The organism is Janthinobacterium sp. B9-8, from assembly GCF_000969645.2.
Taxonomy (GTDB): domain Bacteria; phylum Pseudomonadota; class Gammaproteobacteria; order Burkholderiales; family Chitinibacteraceae; genus Iodobacter.
In genome coordinates this window covers 272,936-290,508 of sequence record NZ_CP014222.1, presented here as the reverse complement: position 1 = coordinate 290,508, position 17,573 = coordinate 272,936, and the positions used below count along the sequence as shown (strand labels likewise).

The 17,573-nt window shown below is 49.1% G+C and carries 9 protein-coding genes and 7 tRNA genes; 12 read left to right on the top strand and 4 right to left on the bottom strand.

The window, feature by feature from the left end:
* Window positions 1–112: 112 nt before the first annotated feature.
* Genes gspE through VN23_RS01165 form a run of 3 tightly spaced genes read right to left on the bottom strand, consistent with a single transcriptional unit; the run spans window position 113 to window position 4,473 of the window.
* Complete coding sequence (gene gspE / locus VN23_RS01175) at window positions 113–1,570, bottom strand: type II secretion system ATPase GspE (protein ID WP_046351027.1); 1,458 nt, start codon at window positions 1,568–1,570, stop codon at window positions 113–115.
* Window positions 1,567–3,609, bottom strand: a complete 2,043-nt coding sequence (gspD, locus tag VN23_RS01170) for a type II secretion system secretin GspD (RefSeq protein WP_046351026.1) — start codon at window positions 3,607–3,609, stop codon at window positions 1,567–1,569. The genes gspE and gspD overlap by 4 nt, the downstream gene beginning before the upstream one ends.
* A 12-nt stretch (window positions 3,610–3,621) precedes the next feature.
* Complete coding sequence (locus VN23_RS01165; RefSeq protein WP_082752536.1) at window positions 3,622–4,473, bottom strand: type II secretion system protein N; 852 nt, start codon at window positions 4,471–4,473, stop codon at window positions 3,622–3,624.
* A gap of 162 nt (window positions 4,474–4,635) precedes the next feature.
* On the opposite strand from VN23_RS01165, the gene VN23_RS01160 reads away from it, so the two are divergent.
* The 11 genes from VN23_RS01160 to VN23_RS01110 all read left to right on the top strand — a co-directional run bounded on the left by VN23_RS01160 (window position 4,636) and on the right by VN23_RS01110 (window position 11,845).
* Window positions 4,636–4,711 (top strand) — tRNA-Val (locus VN23_RS01160).
* Between the two features lie 44 nt (window positions 4,712–4,755).
* Window positions 4,756–4,832, top strand: a tRNA-Asp gene (locus VN23_RS01155).
* 40 nt (window positions 4,833–4,872) lie between these two features.
* A tRNA-Val gene (locus VN23_RS01150) sits at window positions 4,873–4,948 on the top strand.
* A gap of 40 nt (window positions 4,949–4,988) precedes the next feature.
* Window positions 4,989–5,065: transfer RNA gene (locus tag VN23_RS01145), tRNA-Asp, on the top strand.
* Between the two features lie 34 nt (window positions 5,066–5,099).
* Window positions 5,100–5,175 (top strand) — tRNA-Val (locus VN23_RS01140).
* Between the two features lie 42 nt (window positions 5,176–5,217).
* Window positions 5,218–5,294: transfer RNA gene (locus VN23_RS01135), tRNA-Asp, on the top strand.
* A 190-nt stretch (window positions 5,295–5,484) separates the two neighbouring features.
* Window positions 5,485–5,560: transfer RNA gene (locus tag VN23_RS01130), tRNA-Val, on the top strand.
* 224 nt (window positions 5,561–5,784) lie between these two features.
* Window positions 5,785–6,936 carry a PAS domain-containing protein gene (locus tag VN23_RS01125; protein WP_046351024.1) on the top strand — a complete coding sequence of 384 codons (1,152 nt, stop codon included), beginning with the start codon at window positions 5,785–5,787 and terminating at the stop codon, window positions 6,934–6,936.
* 481 nt (window positions 6,937–7,417) lie between these two features.
* Entirely contained in the window at window positions 7,418–9,547 is a 2,130-nt protein-coding gene (locus tag VN23_RS01120) for a LamG-like jellyroll fold domain-containing protein (protein WP_046351023.1), read from the top strand.
* A gap of 15 nt (window positions 9,548–9,562) precedes the next feature.
* Window positions 9,563–9,748, top strand: a complete 186-nt coding sequence (locus tag VN23_RS01115; protein WP_156455093.1) for a hypothetical protein — start codon at window positions 9,563–9,565, stop codon at window positions 9,746–9,748.
* Window positions 9,749–9,787: 39 nt separating this feature from the next.
* A complete protein-coding gene (locus VN23_RS01110) occupies window positions 9,788–11,845 on the top strand; it encodes a phosphocholine-specific phospholipase C (RefSeq protein ID WP_046351021.1) in 2,058 nt (685 codons plus the stop codon).
* Between the two features lie 573 nt (window positions 11,846–12,418).
* Here the strand turns inward: VN23_RS01110 and VN23_RS01105 are convergent.
* Window positions 12,419–13,282 (bottom strand): LysR substrate-binding domain-containing protein, encoded by an 864-nt coding sequence (locus VN23_RS01105; RefSeq protein WP_046351020.1) that lies wholly within the window; start codon window positions 13,280–13,282, stop codon window positions 12,419–12,421.
* A gap of 197 nt (window positions 13,283–13,479) precedes the next feature.
* Here VN23_RS01105 and hrpA point away from each other — a divergent pair, with 197 nt between their 5' ends.
* Window positions 13,480–17,397, top strand: coding sequence for an ATP-dependent RNA helicase HrpA (gene hrpA / locus VN23_RS01100; protein WP_082752535.1), 3,918 nt, complete (start codon window positions 13,480–13,482; stop codon window positions 17,395–17,397).
* The last annotated feature ends 176 nt before the right edge of the window (window positions 17,398–17,573 follow it).

Genomic DNA, 17,573 nt, shown 5'->3' with positions numbered 1-17,573 from the left:
CCTCATATTCATCCACTTAGCCGTAAGGCAATACGGCTAAGTATCTTACACACCAGAATGCTTCCAAATTAAAGAAGCGCACTACGATTTATACCGTGTGCGCTTTAATTATCTAAGCATCCCGCGTAACACGTAATACTTCTTCCAGCGTAGTTTCACCTTCTAAAACACGGCGCACACCATACTGACGCAAGCTAAGCATGCCTTGGCCGCTGGCGTAGAGCTTAATCGCCTGCTCGGTAGCACGCTCGTGCATCATGCTGCGGATATTTTCGTCGATCACCAGTAATTCATACAGGCCACTACGGCCACGATAGCCGCTTTGCTTGCATTCAGAGCAGCCTACGGCGCGATAAACAGGCTTATCGCTGCCCAATTGCTCGGTGGTTAAGGCGTCCGGCGTTTGCAACTGACGGCAAGCTGGGCAGAGGCGACGCGCTAAGCGCTGGGCCAGTACGCCTAATAAAGACGACGCCAGCAAGAATGGCTCGATGCCCATATCCACCAAACGCGTTACCGCGCTGGCTGCATCGTTGGTATGCAAGGTTGCCAGCACCAAGTGGCCAGTTAAGGAAGCTTGCACCGCAATTTGTGCGGTTTCTAAGTCACGGATTTCCCCGATCATTACCACGTCCGGGTCTTGGCGCAAAATAGCACGCAGCGCGCGGGCAAAGGTCATATCAATCCGCGTACTGACTTGGGTTTGCCCTACCCCATCCAGATCGTATTCGATCGGATCTTCTACCGTCATAATATTGCTGGAATTGGCATCCATACCGCTCATCGCGGCATAGAGCGTGGTGGTCTTTCCCGAGCCAGTTGGCCCCGTCACCAAGATAATGCCGTGCGGTTGAGCGAGCAGCTTTTCTAAAGTGGCGAGCGTATCGGCGGCCATTCCCAGCTTGGCTAGGTTTAAGCGCCCTGCCGATTTATCCAAGAGTCGCAATACCACTCGCTCGCCGTGGCCGGTAGGTAAAGTCGAAACCCGCACATCGACAGGGCGACCCGCAATACGCAAGGTAATCCGCCCATCTTGCGGCAGGCGTTTTTCGGCAATATCAAGGCCTGCCATCACTTTGATCCGTGACACCAGCGCCGCGTGCAATGCGCGTTTAGGCTCGATCACATCTGCTAAGCGCCCATCAATCCGAAAACGCACCACAGATCGCGTTTCGAATGGCTCAATATGCACATCAGAGGCGTTTTCACGCAGTGCTTCGGTGAGCAGCGCGTTAATTAAGCGAATAATCGGCGCATCGTCTTCGGTTTCGAGTAGGTCTTCGATTTCAGGCATTTCTTGAGCCAAGCGCGACAGATCGAGGTTTTCTTCCAGATCATCTACCACCATCGCTGCGCCACTACCCTGGCCAAATAATTGGGACAGCTGCGATTCAAACTCAGCCGCATCCACCACCGAAATATTAAGCGGCTTGGCTGCCACACGGCGTAATTCGTTGAGCGCAGAAAAATCACCGCCTTTGCGAAACAGCACCGAAACGGAATCCGCTTCATGGTGGGCATCCACCACACCACGATCACGGGCAAAGTGGTACGGCACTAAACGACTCATGGTGCAACAACCGGTTCAGAAGGGGTCAGCGGCGTGGCTTTGCGCGCATCAATCACTTCGGGTAGCACTACTGCGGGCATATCCGGTAAAACTAAGCTTGTTGGGCGCTCAAAGTGGTTCTGCTCGGCACGTAAATACTGATAACGATCGGACGATAAAGTGCGCGTTGCATTGGCATCTCTTAGCACTACGGGGCGCAGAAATACCATCAAATTTACTTTCTCTGATTTACGATCTTCGTAGCGGAAAAAAGCCCCCAAATAGGGAATATCTCCCAATAAGGGCACTTGGCTACGTTTATAAGTCACCCGATCTTCGATCAAGCCCCCCAACACAATAATCTGGCCATCATCAACCAAGACTTTAGAATCAATCGAGCGCGTTTTAGTTGCCAAGCCCGCGCCATCAGTCAAGACCGATTTATCGATGCTTGATACTTCCTGATACACCGTCAGCGTAATGCTGCCACCTTCCGACACTTGCGGGCGAACGCGCAGCTTAATACCCACATCTTTACGCTCAATCGATACAAATGGATTAGCATTGGCACCCGATGAAGCCTGAGTACCCGTGATAATCGGAATATTCTGCCCAACCATGATCTTGGCTTCTTCATTATCCAGGGTCATTAAATTAGGCGTGGAAAGCACATTGCCATCACCACTATCTTGTAGCGCCGAGGCAAGCACACCCAGCGTAGGCATGCGTCCGTTCACTGGGTTGCCATTTAAGATGCCTAGGCTTAAACCACCAGGAATCACCGATGGATCTTTGGTTGCAATGCCTTTCAGCAAGGAGCCCAAACCATTTAATGATGCAGCCCCTACCGCAGAAACATTATCATTTCCCCCTGCCAGCAGCCACTGCACACCAAACGCGCCCGCTTTAGATACATTCACTTCGGCAATCATCGCTTCTACATAAACCTGAGCACGGCGCACATCCAGCTTATCGATCACCGTCCGCAGATTGTTATAGATATTATCCGGCGCAGTAATCACCAGAGAATTAGTCATATTATCGGCTTGAATCATCACATTCACGCCGCCCACTTGCACATTGGCAGCGGCAGAAGTGGGGGCAGCAGGCGCACTGGCAGGCATACCACCCGCTGGGCTTGCCGCCATGCTGCTAGATGGCGTAGTCGAAGAAGAACCTGAATCCTGACCGGTCATAATCCCTTTCAAGGTATTCGCAAGCTTGGCGGCTTCGGCATTTTTTAAATACACCACATGGATATTGCCACCGGAAGAGCCCTGGGTATCCATGGTTGCCGCCAGTTTTTTAATTTGCTGGGCATGCAGGATGTTTTCGCTACGCACCAACAAACTATTACTGCGTAAATCTGCTACCACCACGCTGCGCTTTACACCTTCCACCAAGGGCGCGCCTTGATTTACGCCTTGCACCATGATTTCCGGCATCAGGCGGCCAAGGTTTTGTGCCACATCAACAGCCGATGCGTATTTAAGCGATACCGAAAACACATCGGAGCTAGCAGGCTGATCAATACGCTCAATAATCTGATTAAGACGGCGAATATTATCGGCGTAATCCGTAATCACCAGCGTATTGCCACCTGGATAAGCCGCAATTGTATTATTCGGGCTAATCAATGGGCGCAGGATAGGCACCATTTGCACTGCGGACTCATATTTAAGCGGATAAACCTGCGTGACCATTTTATCGCCCGCCAGCCTCATACTGCGGTTACCCGTACTGCTGTAATGTTGTTTGGCATCCGCCTCGGGCAATACTTTCACCACACCGCTTGATTCAACCGCAGTGAAGCCTTGCTGGCGTAGTGCCGATAATAAAATCGGAAATACCATTTCTTTGCTCACCGCCTGGCTAGACACGATATTCAGCGTGCCTTTTACCCTTGGATCGATGACAAAGTTTTTACCTGAAATCAAACCAATCGCTTTAATGGTTGATTCGATATCAGCATTCACAAAATTAAGCGTGACCTTATCGTCGGCAGCAATAGATAACTGGGAGGCTAAAAGGCAAGCTAGTAAGAAGGGGCGCAGAATCATGGGTTTAACAACTCAAGGCTGAATAAGATATTGCAAATTGACCGAGCTGCCGTTGCGAAGCACAACGAGCAACACTTGGGGCTGCTGACTAAATACAGTGTAAATCAGAGAAATATCGGCGACTTGGGCCAGATTCTGGCCATTAATTGTTTTAATCACATCACCGTTTTGCAATTGCAACAGCCTTGAAAAAGGCTGAGCAGCGATATTATCAATTTGAATGCCACCTTCGCGATAGGTAGATAGCCCCTTGGCCCAATCGGCCACATTGGCGCCTTGCATCGCTCCTGCCAGTTGCCCGCGGGAAAGTGAGGTCTGGGTTGCCGCAGCGGCGGCTGGCTGACTATTGGCTGGCGACGTAAGCGCCACGCTCGTGTCAACCGGGGCAACCGCGTTATGGCCCTCTAGCATTAAGATTTGGCGACGGCCATTGTCATCCAGCACAACATGATCGCTCGCAATTTCCAGCAATTTGATATTGCCTTGTAGCGTTTGCCCAACTTGCGCAGCAACAGCACTTGCTTCTAATCCGGTAAAAATCGCAGCACCGTAGCCTTTTTGCCCTGCAATCACCGCCAGAAGTTTAGCTTGAAGCGTTGATACAGCAGCGACTTGGCTGCTATCGCTTCCAAACCAATCTTGCGCCGCAGAAAAATCCTGAGCTCTTTGATCAGATATTTCTGCGGGTAAAATCAAACGTAAAGCTTGTGGACGCGGCTCAAAAACACGCCAAAACAGCCCGGCTAAAAGCCACAACAAGACGCAAAGTAAGGCTGGCTGTACTTTTGCTATAAGAGTAGTGAGGTGAGACGCACGGAAAGCTTTCACGAAGGCAAGGTACTTTGCACAAAGGGGAATCAACATTTATACCGCAAAGCCCAGTAACTGACTACCGCATAGATATTTCATTCAAAAGGTGTTGACACGTATTTTATGGCGTGATCTAATGCGCACCTCTTTCGAGACAGGGTAAGCAGCTCAGTAAGCAGAGCCGCTATCTGGCAGTAAAGATTTGTTGTTTTAGCAGGGTGATTAGCTCAGTTGGTAGAGCGTCTGCCTTACACGCAGAATGTCGGCGGTTCGACCCCGTCATCACCCACCACTAAAATAGTGAGTTGCTTAGTAAAGAGATAATTATGCCGCTGCGGAGTGGTAGTTCAGTTGGTTAGAATACCGGCCTGTCACGCCGGGGGTCGCGGGTTCGAGTCCCGTCCGCTCCGCCATGTTACATAGTTATTTAAGTTTTCAAATTGTTTTACAGATGGGTGATTAGCTCAGTTGGTAGAGCGTCTGCCTTACACGCAGAATGTCGGCGGTTCGACCCCGTCATCACCCACCACTTAGCAATAGGTGTGCAGTACGATTAGTTATGCAACTGAGGAGTGGTAGTTCAGTTGGTTAGAATACCGGCCTGTCACGCCGGGGGTCGCGGGTTCGAGTCCCGTCCGCTCCGCCAACTCATAACTGGTTTGTTTTAAATGTTTTTCAGTGGGTGATTAGCTCAGTTGGTAGAGCGTCTGCCTTACACGCAGAATGTCGGCGGTTCGACCCCGTCATCACCCACCACTTAGTCGAATAAGTGTGTAATAAGATTAGTTATGCAACTGAGGAGTGGTAGTTCAGTTGGTTAGAATACCGGCCTGTCACGCCGGGGGTCGCGGGTTCGAGTCCCGTCCGCTCCGCCAACTCATAACTGGTTTGCTTTAGAATGATTTAAAGATGGGTGACGTAGCTCAATTGCTAGAGCGTTTCCTTGTACGCTTGATCTCCTGTTCAGCGTGCTAAATGTTTTAATAGATAGGTGATAGCTCAGTTGCTAGAGCGTTTCCTTGTACGCTTGATCTCCTGTTCAGCGTGCTAAATGTTTTAAGGATTGGGTGATTAGCTCAGTTGGTAGAGCGTCTGCCTTACACGCAGAATGTCGGCGGTTCGACCCCGTCATCACCCACCACTCCTTTCTTTATTCTTTCTGTATAAATAGAAAATCCTTTCCCCTCTATTTCTTGTTTTTTCACATAGCTGAAAAAAGAATACAGACAACACTTATATCACCCGCATTTAATTGATCATTTGTTGTTTCACAACCACTATTTTTTTATTTTTTGCAATTCAATCATCGCAAATAAGAGATTCAACCGCTAAACTAGCAGCCTCTTAGCAAGGTGGTCACAGCATATGAAATCTCCCCTTGCCATGATCTCAGCGTTATCAACGCGTATGATCTGCCTTGCACTGGTTGCGGGTATTTTGGCATTGCACTTTCTTTTAGCAAAACAGCCAAGCCCTATGGCTTACTTACTAGAACTATGGTTCGCCGCTTGCGTTCTCATTTTGCTTTTACAAAAAAAACACCAGCATCTTTTATCCAGCCCGGATACAGAAACGCTCCCGGCAGATGACTTTCCTGCCTGCCTGCCTGATTTAGTCTGGTGCATTAGTTTTGCAAATCGTAGTGTTAACCCACTCAATCAAAGTTTTGCAAATATTCATCCGCAGGCTAACGCTGAAAATAAAAAAATATCCAGCCTCTTTCCAGCCAGAATCTCCCGTCAATATCTGGAAGCTTTAATTTCAGTGCAAAGCACGCAAAAAGCTCAGGCATTTGAATACCAATTTGCTGGCAACGATCAGATCAAGCGCTATTTTGAAGCCCGTTTATTGCCGCAATCTTCAAGAGATTGCATGGCAATTATTCGCGATATCACGCATATTAAAGACACCGAGCAGGCTTTATTAAACCAACAGCTGTTTGTGCATCAAATTATTGATTCCAGCCCTAATTTAATTTTTGTGCGGGATAAGCACGGGCGCTTTTTATTAGTAAACCACGCAACACAAACTCAGCTAGGGCACGAGCTTTTGGTGCAATCACATATGGGCTTAGTGGATTCACCACAGCCATTTACACTAGGGGACAATGAAGTACTGGAAAAAGGCGAAACCATTCGCCATCTGGACTCATGGATCATGCCCGACAATCAAATGCATTGGTTCGACATTACCAAGCTGCCGATTGTACGCGATGAAAATACCTATATTTTATCAATTGCGATGGATATTTCGCATCTAAAAAGCACAGAAGCGGCAATGGAAGAAATCCAAAGCCTGATTCGCAATGTGGCCGATGCCCTGCCTGTGCGCTTTGTTTTGATTGAACAAGGCTTAATTACCTTTGCTAATCATGGTGCTGAAACTTTATTCGGCCAAATAAATAAAGACCTTACAGGTAAATCCTTGACCAGCTTAATCGATCCTCAAGGTGAATCAAGTAACTATCAGATTATTGAGCTGGCCAATATGTCAAACCAGCTGGTTATATTTAAATAATTGATTGGCGCAAAACGCAGCAACCTACTTTGATTATTACTTTTTCGAGCTCTACTTTCCATCGTCATTTCCTAGTGAAACCCAACATCAGCTAGGAGATGATAGCCCCTGCCCTCGCCATCATGGCGATATCTAAGCTCAATACACCCGCAAGAAATACTTCTTATCCAAATCCAGTAAAAAGCCTTTTTCAGGAACAGCTCTCGCCACGGCGAGTTTGGCTTATTAAAAGTATTCACGGCTACAGCCACTCCTACGCCATTTGCACAGCAATACATCACAAATAAATAATACTAAAAATATAAATTTGTCATAGTCAAAAAAAACTTAATGGCGCACTTATAAAATTTAAGTTTTTTTTCATATGCAGGTCACCCCTCCTCCTTATGCTACGCGGCATATCCAGTACTCATATCCGCCAAATTTTTAACCATTTGGCGATATATCTATTCATTGCCGCGGATTTAAGGAGATTGTTTAAATGTCCAAAAGTATTTATTTATCCATCACACTGGCGCTTTCTGGCGCACTGATGGCAGGCTGTAATTCTTCTGAAGATACAGCTGCCAGCCCCGAAACACTCAGCCCCCCCATCCTGGTACTTCCTTCCAGCCCGCCAACACCAGCAGTGGTCCCTACGCCCGCGCCAGATCCGGTTCCTACATTAACGCCTATTCCTACAAATGTGCCCACACTTCCTCCCACACCAACAGCAGTGCCCACGCCCACGCCCGGCACCCCCACCACACCTACCCTGCCCCCACTAGGCCCTGCCAGCAAAAAAGCATTACTGATAGGCATCGATGGCATTCAATACGATGTATTAGTCGATGCACTTGCCAATAAACAGCTTAGCAATATTGCTCTATTAAATTTAAGCCCAAGCTATGCAGGAGGAATTGCTGGCTCAAGCACCCAACAGCAAACACTGAGCGGCCCAGGCTGGGCGTCCATCCTAAGTGGCTCTTGGGCTAATCGCCATGAAGTACGCTCTGATTATGCGGGCCAAGTTTTTAAAACAGATTCAATATTCAAGCAATTAAATCAGGCTCAATCCACCAGCATTAGCAGCTGGAGCACACTGAATAAACTACTCAAGTTAGATATCAATACAGGGCAATTAAGCAATGTGATTGATTGTGCTGGCTTTGATAGCTGCGTAGTTTCATCTACCCAAACAGCCATCAATAGCGGTAATTTTAATTTGATCGTTTCTAATTTTCATGCGCCAGAAGAAACCGCTTCGCACACCGGTCTTGGCAATGATTACAAGCTAACGCTTAAAACGCTGGATCAGCAATTGGGTGTATTAATCGACACCATTAAAAAGCGCCAAGAGCAAAATAATGAAGACTGGCTGCTTATCCTGACTTCTAGTCATGGCCTAAGCGAAGGGGGTAATAGCGATGGCCTGCCTAAGCCATCGAATCAAGCAGGCTTTATTGCATTGAATAAGCCTCTGGCTGAAAAAATAAATGGCCTGCCGCTTAAAGCACCCGCCAATATTGCAGATTGGTATAGCTATGCCAGCCAGGCCGATATTGCCCCCACCATACTCAATTATCTATCCGTGAGAGGCTCAGCTGAAAACCATAAAATGGATGGTATTTCTTTATTAGAAGCCCCAGCCGTTAAACAATTACAAGCGCGGGCTAATCCCGATCGCAGCAGCATCACCCTAAGCTGGAAATCTCAACAGCCAGTTAATGTTTACCGTAACGGCAAGTTAATAAAAGAGCTGGCAGCTGGTGTAAACAACTTCACTGATAGCGCTTTAGATGTTTCAAAAAATGGCCTGTATAAGTTTAATTACACAATAAGCTCGGGCAAAACACTCACCTCTTATCTCGCTCAAATTGACTATATAAAACCTGCCACTTTAGATGAAAGTATCTTAGCTGGATTAACTCAGTACTTCTCATTAGATAGCAATCTGAATGCCAATAAAACCAATCCTGCATTAACAAGTTTTATTGCAGGCCGTGCGGCCAATTATGTAAATGGCCCTTTGGCAAATAAAGCCTTGCAATCCACATCAAATGGCACAACACCGCAATGCACCAGCTGCGATGGTGGTTTTAAAACACCTTTAATTGTTGATTTTACTAAAAACCCAGGATTCTCGATTGGATTTTGGTTCCGCTCTGACACCCTGCGCAATGATGTGCCGGTGATTGCCAATAAAGATTATAAAAGCGGTACCAATATAGGCTTTGCCTTTGGCCAGTATTTAAACAGCATTAAATTTAATATTGGCGATGGTAAAAACCGTGTTGATCCACAGCTTTCATTTTCCGCAAATAGCTGGATTTATTTGGTAATGAGTGTGGATTCAATCAAGAAAACCGCACAGGTGTTTATTGCCGATCCTAATCGCCCATTACAAACTGCAACGGCTAATCTTTCTGCCTTTGATTTAAGCAAATTTACTGGCCTCAATGTTTTAGCACTCAATGAAGACGCTCAGGGTAATTACTTTACGGCGGGCAAAGGTGGCGCAGCAGGCTCATTTGATTTTAGCGATTTAGCCATCTGGAACCGCGCGCTCAGCCAAGACGATGTAATGGGCCTTGCCACCACAGGCAAATCACTTAAATCGTTTAATCCTTAATCGATGGAAAGCACCATGCCCCCAAAACGTTTGTTGAGCTTTGCCAGCGGCCTGCTTTTACTCAGCCTCGCCGCGTGTAATAGCGATGAATCCCCTGCTAAAGAAGGTGCAAAACCCGCATCGGCTACGGCAGCAGCGGCATCCTCGGCAACCAGCACAGGCAATAAGCCACAGCCGCCCGCTTTGCACTGCGCACCTTAATTCTGAGCGATCGACTCGTCTAAACAGGTTATTTATAAAATGAAAGCAATCAATCGCAGAAATTTCTTAAGCCTTGCGGCAAAAACAGCGGGTGGCGCAACGGCACTCTCCTTGATCCCGCCCAGTATTATGAAAGCACTGGCTATCCCGGCGAATTCCCAAACCGGCACGATCAACGATGTAGAGCATGTGGTCATCCTCATGCAGGAAAACCGCAGCTTTGATCATTACTTTGGCACTTTGCATGGCGTGCGTGGCTTTGGCGATAAGCTGCCTATTCCATTGCCTAGCGGTAAATCGGTTTGGCACCAAAAAGACGGCACGGGCAAAGAAATGCCGCCCTACCATATGGATACACGCCTCACCAGCGCCCAACGCGTGCCCGGCACGCCACATTTAATGCCCGATGCGCAAAGTGCTTGGGCTGGTGGGCGTATGGATGAATGGCCAAAATTTAAAACCCAATATTCGATGGGCTATTACCGCCAGGAAGACATGCCTTTTCAATTTGCACTGGCCAATGCCTTTACCATTTGCGATAGCTACCACTGCTCGTTTCATGGCGGCACCAATCCTAACCGTCTACACCTCTGGACCGGCATGGTTGATCCCACCGGAAAAAACGGCGGCCCCGTCATCAATAATGACGGAGAAAGCAAAACCTCCCCGGCAGAATACTCATGGACCACATATCCGGAACGCCTTGAAGAGGCCGGTGTCAGCTGGCGTATTTATCAAGATGCCAACGATAATTTTGGCGACAACTCACTGGAAGGCTTTGCCAACTTCCGCCGCGCCAAGCCAGACAGCAGCCTGTGGCGTAATGGCATGTCTACTTGGACAATGGCGCAATTTGCCACCCATGCCGCAGGTGGCACCCTGCCACAAGTGTCCTGGCTAGTCGCTCCTGCTAAATACTCCGAACACCCCGGCCCATCCAGCCCGATTCAAGGTGCGGAATACACGCAACAAGTGCTCAACGCACTCACGGCTAATCCAGATACTTGGAGCAAAACAGTATTGCTGGTGATGTTTGATGAAAACGATGGCTTTTTTGATCATGTACCGCCCCCTGCCACCCCTGCTAAAAATGCTGACGGCAGCTTTGCAGGCAAATCAACCGTCGACACCCAGCTTGATTACCATACCAACGGCCAGATTTACGGCCTGGGCCCACGCGTGCCGATGTATGTAATTTCACCTTGGAGCAAGGGTGGCTGGGTGAATTCGGAAGTATTCGATCACACCTCGGTGATTAAATTTCTGGAAAACCGCTTTGGTGTATTCGAGCCCAATATCAGCCCATGGCGACGTGCTGTGTGTGGTGATTTAATGTCGGCATTTAACTTTGCCGCGCCCAATGACACCACCGTGCCGCCCATGCCCAGCACCAGCCAGGCCGATACAATTGTGCTCAACCAAAGTAAGCTCCCCAAGCCCACCGCACCACTTATTCCAACCTTGCCACGACAAAACCAAGGCACGCGGCCATCCCGCGCCCTGCCATATGAATTACACACCAGTGGCCGCAGCGAAGCGGCCAACGGCAAGATGTGGTTAATTTTTAGTAACACGGGCAAAGCGACGGGCGTGTTTCATGTCTACGATCAGCGGCATCTCGATCGTGGCCCGCGCCGCTATACCGTCGAGCCTGGCAAGCTGTTATCAGATGATTGGAATACCACCGGCGATCAAGGCTTATACGATTTATGGGTGCTGGGGCCCAACGGCTTTCATCGCCACTTTAAAGGCAATACCAACAGCCAGGAAAGCAATCCGGAAATCCGTGTTTGCTACGACTACGTGAATGGCGATGTTTACTTGCAGCTGCAAAACACCGGCAGCAAGGATGCAGCACTCACCATCACCGCCAACGACTACCGTACCGACGGCCCCTGGCCAGTCACCATCGCGCCTAGCGCAAATGCAGAACACTCATGGCCTTTATACGAAAGTGGCCATTGGTACGACTTTAGCGTAACGGGCAGCAATGGCTTTGTACGCCGCTTTGCCGGGCGGGTAGAGACCGGAAGACACTCGATCAGCGACCCGACCAATGCAGGAACAATGATGAGGTATAGAAAACGAGCCAGTTAAACCGCTTCATTTCCACAGCCCTCAGGGGCTGTTTTTTTATGGTGATTAAGCGAACAAAACCCAAGCATTGAACCACAAAGGGCACAGAAGACACGGAGTTACACAGAGAAAACCTGGGGTCTGTTGACGTTTCATTCACAATTGTGCTGTGGCGGAAAACGACCTGGCACAAGGCATGCGACGAAGGCAATAACGAGTTATTACCGAGGAGCATAACGCAGTGAATGGCCGTTTTCCGCCTCAGCCCCAAAACTGCAGCCAACGCAGCCGCGAATGAAACGTCAACAGACCCTAGAGGAATAAGTCGTTTTTTTCCGCCTATTCGTACTCTTTATGAGTATCTGCTTTGGCGCTCCTGATTAGTCACGCCTAAACAAACCTAAGTGCTTAGGCTTAAATTATCTTACATTTTTAAAGAATGCATTTTTTATAGGGTGTACAACGACAAAGTCATTGCGTACCAAGGGCGGTGCGCAAGAAAAGCATTTGCACACCCTATAAAAATCATCAGCTTTTACATTAATAAAATGCATCGATAATTTATGCGTAGCTACTTATATCTGCCAAGAAAAATCAAACCAAAGGCTCAATATGCCTCAAAAAAGCAGCAATCAAAGGCACTTTTTCTCTGTCTTTCAGATAATAAAGATACTCATAAATCAAAGGGCTGGTTTGTCTGAATGGCAAAGCACAGAGAGCCGGATGATGAGGCACTTCACCTCTGGACATAATGCTCGCGCCAAAGCCATGAATAATCGCCTGCCGGATGGCCTCGCCATTGGCAATACACGAGCTTGATTTGGGCTGAATCCCATGTTCATGCAAAAATTGCTGAGTCAGCTTTTGTGTTTCAGAGCCTTCTTCACGCAATAAAAGATGGACTCTGGCTAAATCAGCAATATCCAGGTCTTTTTGCTTAGCCAATAGATGATCACTTCTAATAGCCAAAACTAAAGGCTCTGCAGCAAGTAAAATACAGTTTAAGCGCGCATCTTCCATTTTTTTTGAAGAAACAGTGACATCAATCGCGTATTCATTTAATGCCTTTAGCATTTCTTTGGAATTGCCAAACTGCATAGAAAGCTGAATTTGCGGATGCGCAGCATGAAAACGGGCAATGCTGTGGCTAATAAAATAGGGCCCCGTTGCCCCAATACGTAAATTGCCCTGCTGCGCGCCTCCCGCATTACGCAGTGTAAAATCAATATTGGCCTCTTCCTGCAATAAGCGCTCTACCATAGGCATCAGGCGAATTCCCGCATCGCTGAGTAGCCAGCGTGCGCCGCCCCGATAGAATAATTCAATTTGATAAATCTCTTCTAATTGGCGAATCCGTGACGTAATTGTTGGCTGGCTTAATTTAATCTGCCTTGCAGCTAATGCCACGCTCCCCTGGCGCGCCACTTCAAAAAAAGAGCAAAGTAATTCACTTAACATGTTTTCATTTAAAAAATAAAATACGACCAGTTTAAGAGCCGATGATTACAATCAAACGATGATTTAAACTGAATCCCCCTTCATCGCAGCAAAACTCACCTCCAATCAAGCCCATGCGCGTATTTATCGCCTTAGCATCATGGATGCCAGCATGGTAAAATCGCCGCCTTCTTATCTGTACAAGCTTAAGCCCAGCGATGAATCCCACGGCGTCTAGTCCCATTCCAAGCACAGAGCAAAACTACCTTCAGCAAATTGCCGACACGCAATTAACCGACAGAGGCAATCTGGAGCGCCTGCTGCATCGCCTGAATCAGCGGCAAGCCAAACAGCAGCCTTGCGATAAAGAATTGCGCGAGCTGGAAGCGGGTATTGCCAAATCGCTGGCTAAAAGCGAACTGCGCCGCAGCCGCCTGCCACGCCCAGAATTCGACGACAATCTGCCGGTTAATCAACGTAAAGACGAGCTAAGCGAGGCGATTGCCAAGCATCAGGTAGTGATTGTTTGCGGTGAAACCGGCTCGGGTAAAACCACGCAATTGCCAAAGATTTGTCTGGAGCTGGGCCGTGGTGTGCATGGTCTGATTGGCCACACCCAGCCCCGCCGCCTTGCCGCCAGATCGGTCGCGACGCGTATCGGCCAGGAATTAAAATCTGAAAATGCCGTGGGTTTTAAGGTGCGCTTTACCGATAAAACCACTGACGCCAGCTATATCAAGCTGATGACCGACGGAATTTTGCTAGCCGAAACGCTGTCTGATCCCTACCTCTTAAAATACGACACGATTATTATCGACGAGGCGCACGAGCGCAGCCTGAATATCGATTTCTTACTCGGCTATATCAAGCAGCTGCTGCCCAAGCGCCCCGAGCTAAAAGTGATCGTCACCTCCGCCACCATCGATGCCGATCGCTTTAGTCAGCATTTTGCCGGTGCACCTGTCATGGAAGTCTCTGGCCGCACCTTCCCAGTGGAAGTGCGCTATCAGCCTTTGCATGCGATTGATGAAGACGATCAAGAGCTGGAAATGGAAGAAGCCATCGTGCAAGCCATTGAAGGGCTGTGGCGTACCGATGGTAGCGGCGATGTGCTGGTGTTTTTGCCAGGCGAGCGCGAGATTCGTGAAACCGCCGAAGAGCTGCGTAAAGCGAAGCTAAGAGACGCCGAAATTCTGCCGCTATTTGCACGCTTGTCGAACGAAGATCAGCAGCGGATTTTCCGCTCCACCAGCTCTGGTCGGCGGATTATTCTGGCCACCAACGTCGCCGAAACCTCGCTCACCGTGCCGGGTATCCGCTATGTGGTTGATTCGGGCCATGCGCGGATTAAGCGTTATTCACCGCGCGCAAAAGTTGAACAATTACTGGTAGAAAAAATCTCGCAAGCCTCGGCCCGCCAGCGCTCTGGCCGTTGCGGCCGTGTCGCTTCCGGTATTTGCGTACGTCTTTATGATGAAGCCGATTTTAATAACCGATCCGAGTTTACCGATCCAGAAATCGTTCGCTCGTCTTTAGCTGCGGTCATCTTACGTATGGCTGCGCTAAAGCTAGGCCATATCGATAATTTCCCTTTCTTAGAAGCGCCATCCAGCCGCTTGGTCAGCGACGGCTATCAGCAGCTGCGCGAACTAGGCGCGGTAGATATTGAAGACCAACTTACCCCAATTGGTAAGCAACTCGCCCGCCTGCCGGTCGATCCACGCATTGGCCGCATGCTGCTGGCTGGGCGTGATGAGCATTGCTTGGCCGAGATTCTGATTATTGCCTCGGCACTATCGGCGCAAGACCCGCGCGAGCGCCCTTTCGACGCCAAAGAAGCCGCTGCCCGTGCACAAGCCAAGTTTGTGGATGATAAATCCGACTTCTTGTCTTTCCTGCGCATGTGGGAATTCTTTAGCGATGCGCTGGAGAATAAAACCACTAATCGCCAGCTGATTAACCTCTGCCATGAGCACTTTTTATCTTATCTGCGCTTACGCGAATGGCGGGATTTACATCGCCAGCTGAGCGAAATTTGTCAGGACATGGATTTACAGCTGAACGATATAAAAACAGCCCCAGGCACGCCAGAGCAGATTTTAAAAGCGCTGATGACGGGCTTGCTTGGCAATATCGGCTTTAAGCAGCCAGAAAACGATGAATACCTTGGCGCGCGCGGGATTAAATTTAATATTTTCCCCGGCTCTGGCCTGAAAAAAGCACGACCAAAATGGATTATCGCCGCCGAAGTGGTTGAAACCACCAAGATCTACGGCCGCTGCGTGGCTGCTATCGAACCTGAATGGGTGGAGCGCATCGCCGCCCATTTGGTCAACCGCCACTATTTTGACCCACATTGGGAAAAAACCTCGGCGCAAGTCAACGCCAGTGAGCGCGTTACCCTTTACGGCCTGCCGATTGTGCCCAAGCGCCGAGTGCATTTTGGCAAGATTGACCCGGTGGCCTCGCGCGCGATTTTTATCCGCGAAGCCTTGGTGAACTTTAATTACAATAGCCGCGCCAAATTCTTTGAGCACAATCAAGCGCTGATTCTGGATGTGCAGGATTTAGAACACAAAGCCCGCCGTCAGGATGTACTGGTGGATGATGACGCACTATTTGCGTTTTTTGACGCCAAAATTCCAGCCGATATTGTGAATGGCGCTGGCTTTGAAGCATGGCGTAAGCTCATCGAGAGAGACAACGCCCAACACCTGTTCCTCAGCCGTGATGATTTAATGCAGCACGGTGCAGATGCGGTCACGGAAGAACAATTCCCTGAGTTTTTCCGCCTGAACGACGCTAAACTGCCGCTCACTTATCGTTTTGAGCCTAGCCACCCGCTCGATGGGGTGACTATCACCCTGCCGCTGCACCTCTTAAATCGTGTGAATCACGCTATTTTTGACTGGCTGGTGCCGGGCATGATTCGCGAAAAAATCACCCTGCTGATTAAGTCCTTGCCTAAATCGATCCGCCGTATTTGCGTGCCGGTTCCTGAATTCGCCACCAAAATGCTAATCGCACTGGATAAAGCCTCCAGAACCGAGCCGCTGCTGCCGCAACTGGCGCAAGCCGTGGGCCGTGGCGCGGGGCTGATTGTGCCTAGCGATGAGTTCAATCCAAAAGATTTGCCGCCGCATCTGCAAATGAATTTCAGAATTGTGGATGACGCAGGGCAAGAGCTGGCGCAAGGCCGCGACTTAATCGCGCTGCGTGCTCAGCTGGGCGAAGCCGCCCAAATGACTTTCCGCGATGCTGCGGACGACAGCGTCAGTATCGAAAAAACCGGCATCATGAAATGGGATTTCGGCGATCTACCAGCCAAAATCAATTTCAAACGCCAGGGCCGCTCGATTACCGGCTTTCCTGGCCTTGTGCCAGAAGAAGACGCCGTGGCGATTCGCCTGTTTGATACCGAATACGCCGCCGCCGCAGCACATCGGGACGGGGTGATTTGCCTGCTGAAATTCGAGCTGAAAGACCATGTCAAACAGCTGCCAAAATCGCTGCCAACCTTTAATCCATTGGCTTTGCAGCTGCGTGGCGTGTGCAATGGCGACGAGCTAATGGAAGACATCGTAGCCTGCATTTGCGATCGCGCCTTTATTGGTGAAGACGATGCGCCACGTAAGCCCAAAGAATTCGACGGCCAGAAATCCCGCGCCAAAGTACGCCTGCCCTCGGTGCGTGATGCAGTCATGCGTATCTTGGCCGAGCTGACCAATGAATACGTGGCGCTGAATAAACTCATCGCCAAACCATCGCCATTTGCCAGCACCATGACAGAATTACTCGGCCAACTGGTATTTAAAGGCTTTTTACACAAAACCCCGTGGGAGCAATTACCGCGCCTGCCCATCTACGTAAAAGCCATGCGCATCCGCGCCGAAAAACGCGTAGCCAATCCGCAAAGAGACGGCCAGCGCGGAGCAGAAATCAACGAGCTGTATAAGCGTTGGGAAGCCGAGATGCTGAAATGGGAAAAAGAAGGCAGAGACACCGCCGCCCTCGCCCCATTCCGCTGGATGATAGAAGAACTACGCGTTGGGCTATTTGCTCAAGAGCTGAAAACACCGTATCCGGTATCGGTGAAGCGTTTGAGCAAGGTGTTTGAAGATTTAACTAAACGTTGATAGGGTTGGCTGATACGCTAATAACGATTCAGCCAGCCTAGAACTAATCCTATCAACTTAAATGTCTGCAACGTAGGAGCGGCTTTAGCAGCGAATGTTTTTATACCCAGCGCTTTCGCGGCTAAAGCCACTCCTACAGCGCTGTATTGACGCTAATAAAATAGAAACGTCCCCCA

Coding starts and splice junctions, on each gene's coding strand:
- VN23_RS01120 (WP_046351023.1), top strand. CDS start 7,418: ATGTCCAAAAGTATTTATTTATCCATCACACTGGCGCTTTCTGGCGCA.
- VN23_RS01110 (WP_046351021.1), top strand. CDS start 9,788: ATGAAAGCAATCAATCGCAGAAATTTCTTAAGCCTTGCGGCAAAAACA.
- VN23_RS01105 (WP_046351020.1), bottom strand. CDS start 13,282: ATGTTAAGTGAATTACTTTGCTCTTTTTTTGAAGTGGCGCGCCAGGGG.
- hrpA (WP_082752535.1), top strand. CDS start 13,480: ATGAATCCCACGGCGTCTAGTCCCATTCCAAGCACAGAGCAAAACTAC.
- VN23_RS01125 (WP_046351024.1), top strand. CDS start 5,785: ATGAAATCTCCCCTTGCCATGATCTCAGCGTTATCAACGCGTATGATC.
- VN23_RS01165 (WP_082752536.1), bottom strand. CDS start 4,473: ATGTTGATTCCCCTTTGTGCAAAGTACCTTGCCTTCGTGAAAGCTTTC.
- gspE (WP_046351027.1), bottom strand. CDS start 1,570: ATGAGTCGTTTAGTGCCGTACCACTTTGCCCGTGATCGTGGTGTGGTG.
- gspD (WP_046351026.1), bottom strand. CDS start 3,609: ATGATTCTGCGCCCCTTCTTACTAGCTTGCCTTTTAGCCTCCCAGTTA.
- VN23_RS01115 (WP_156455093.1), top strand. CDS start 9,563: ATGCCCCCAAAACGTTTGTTGAGCTTTGCCAGCGGCCTGCTTTTACTC.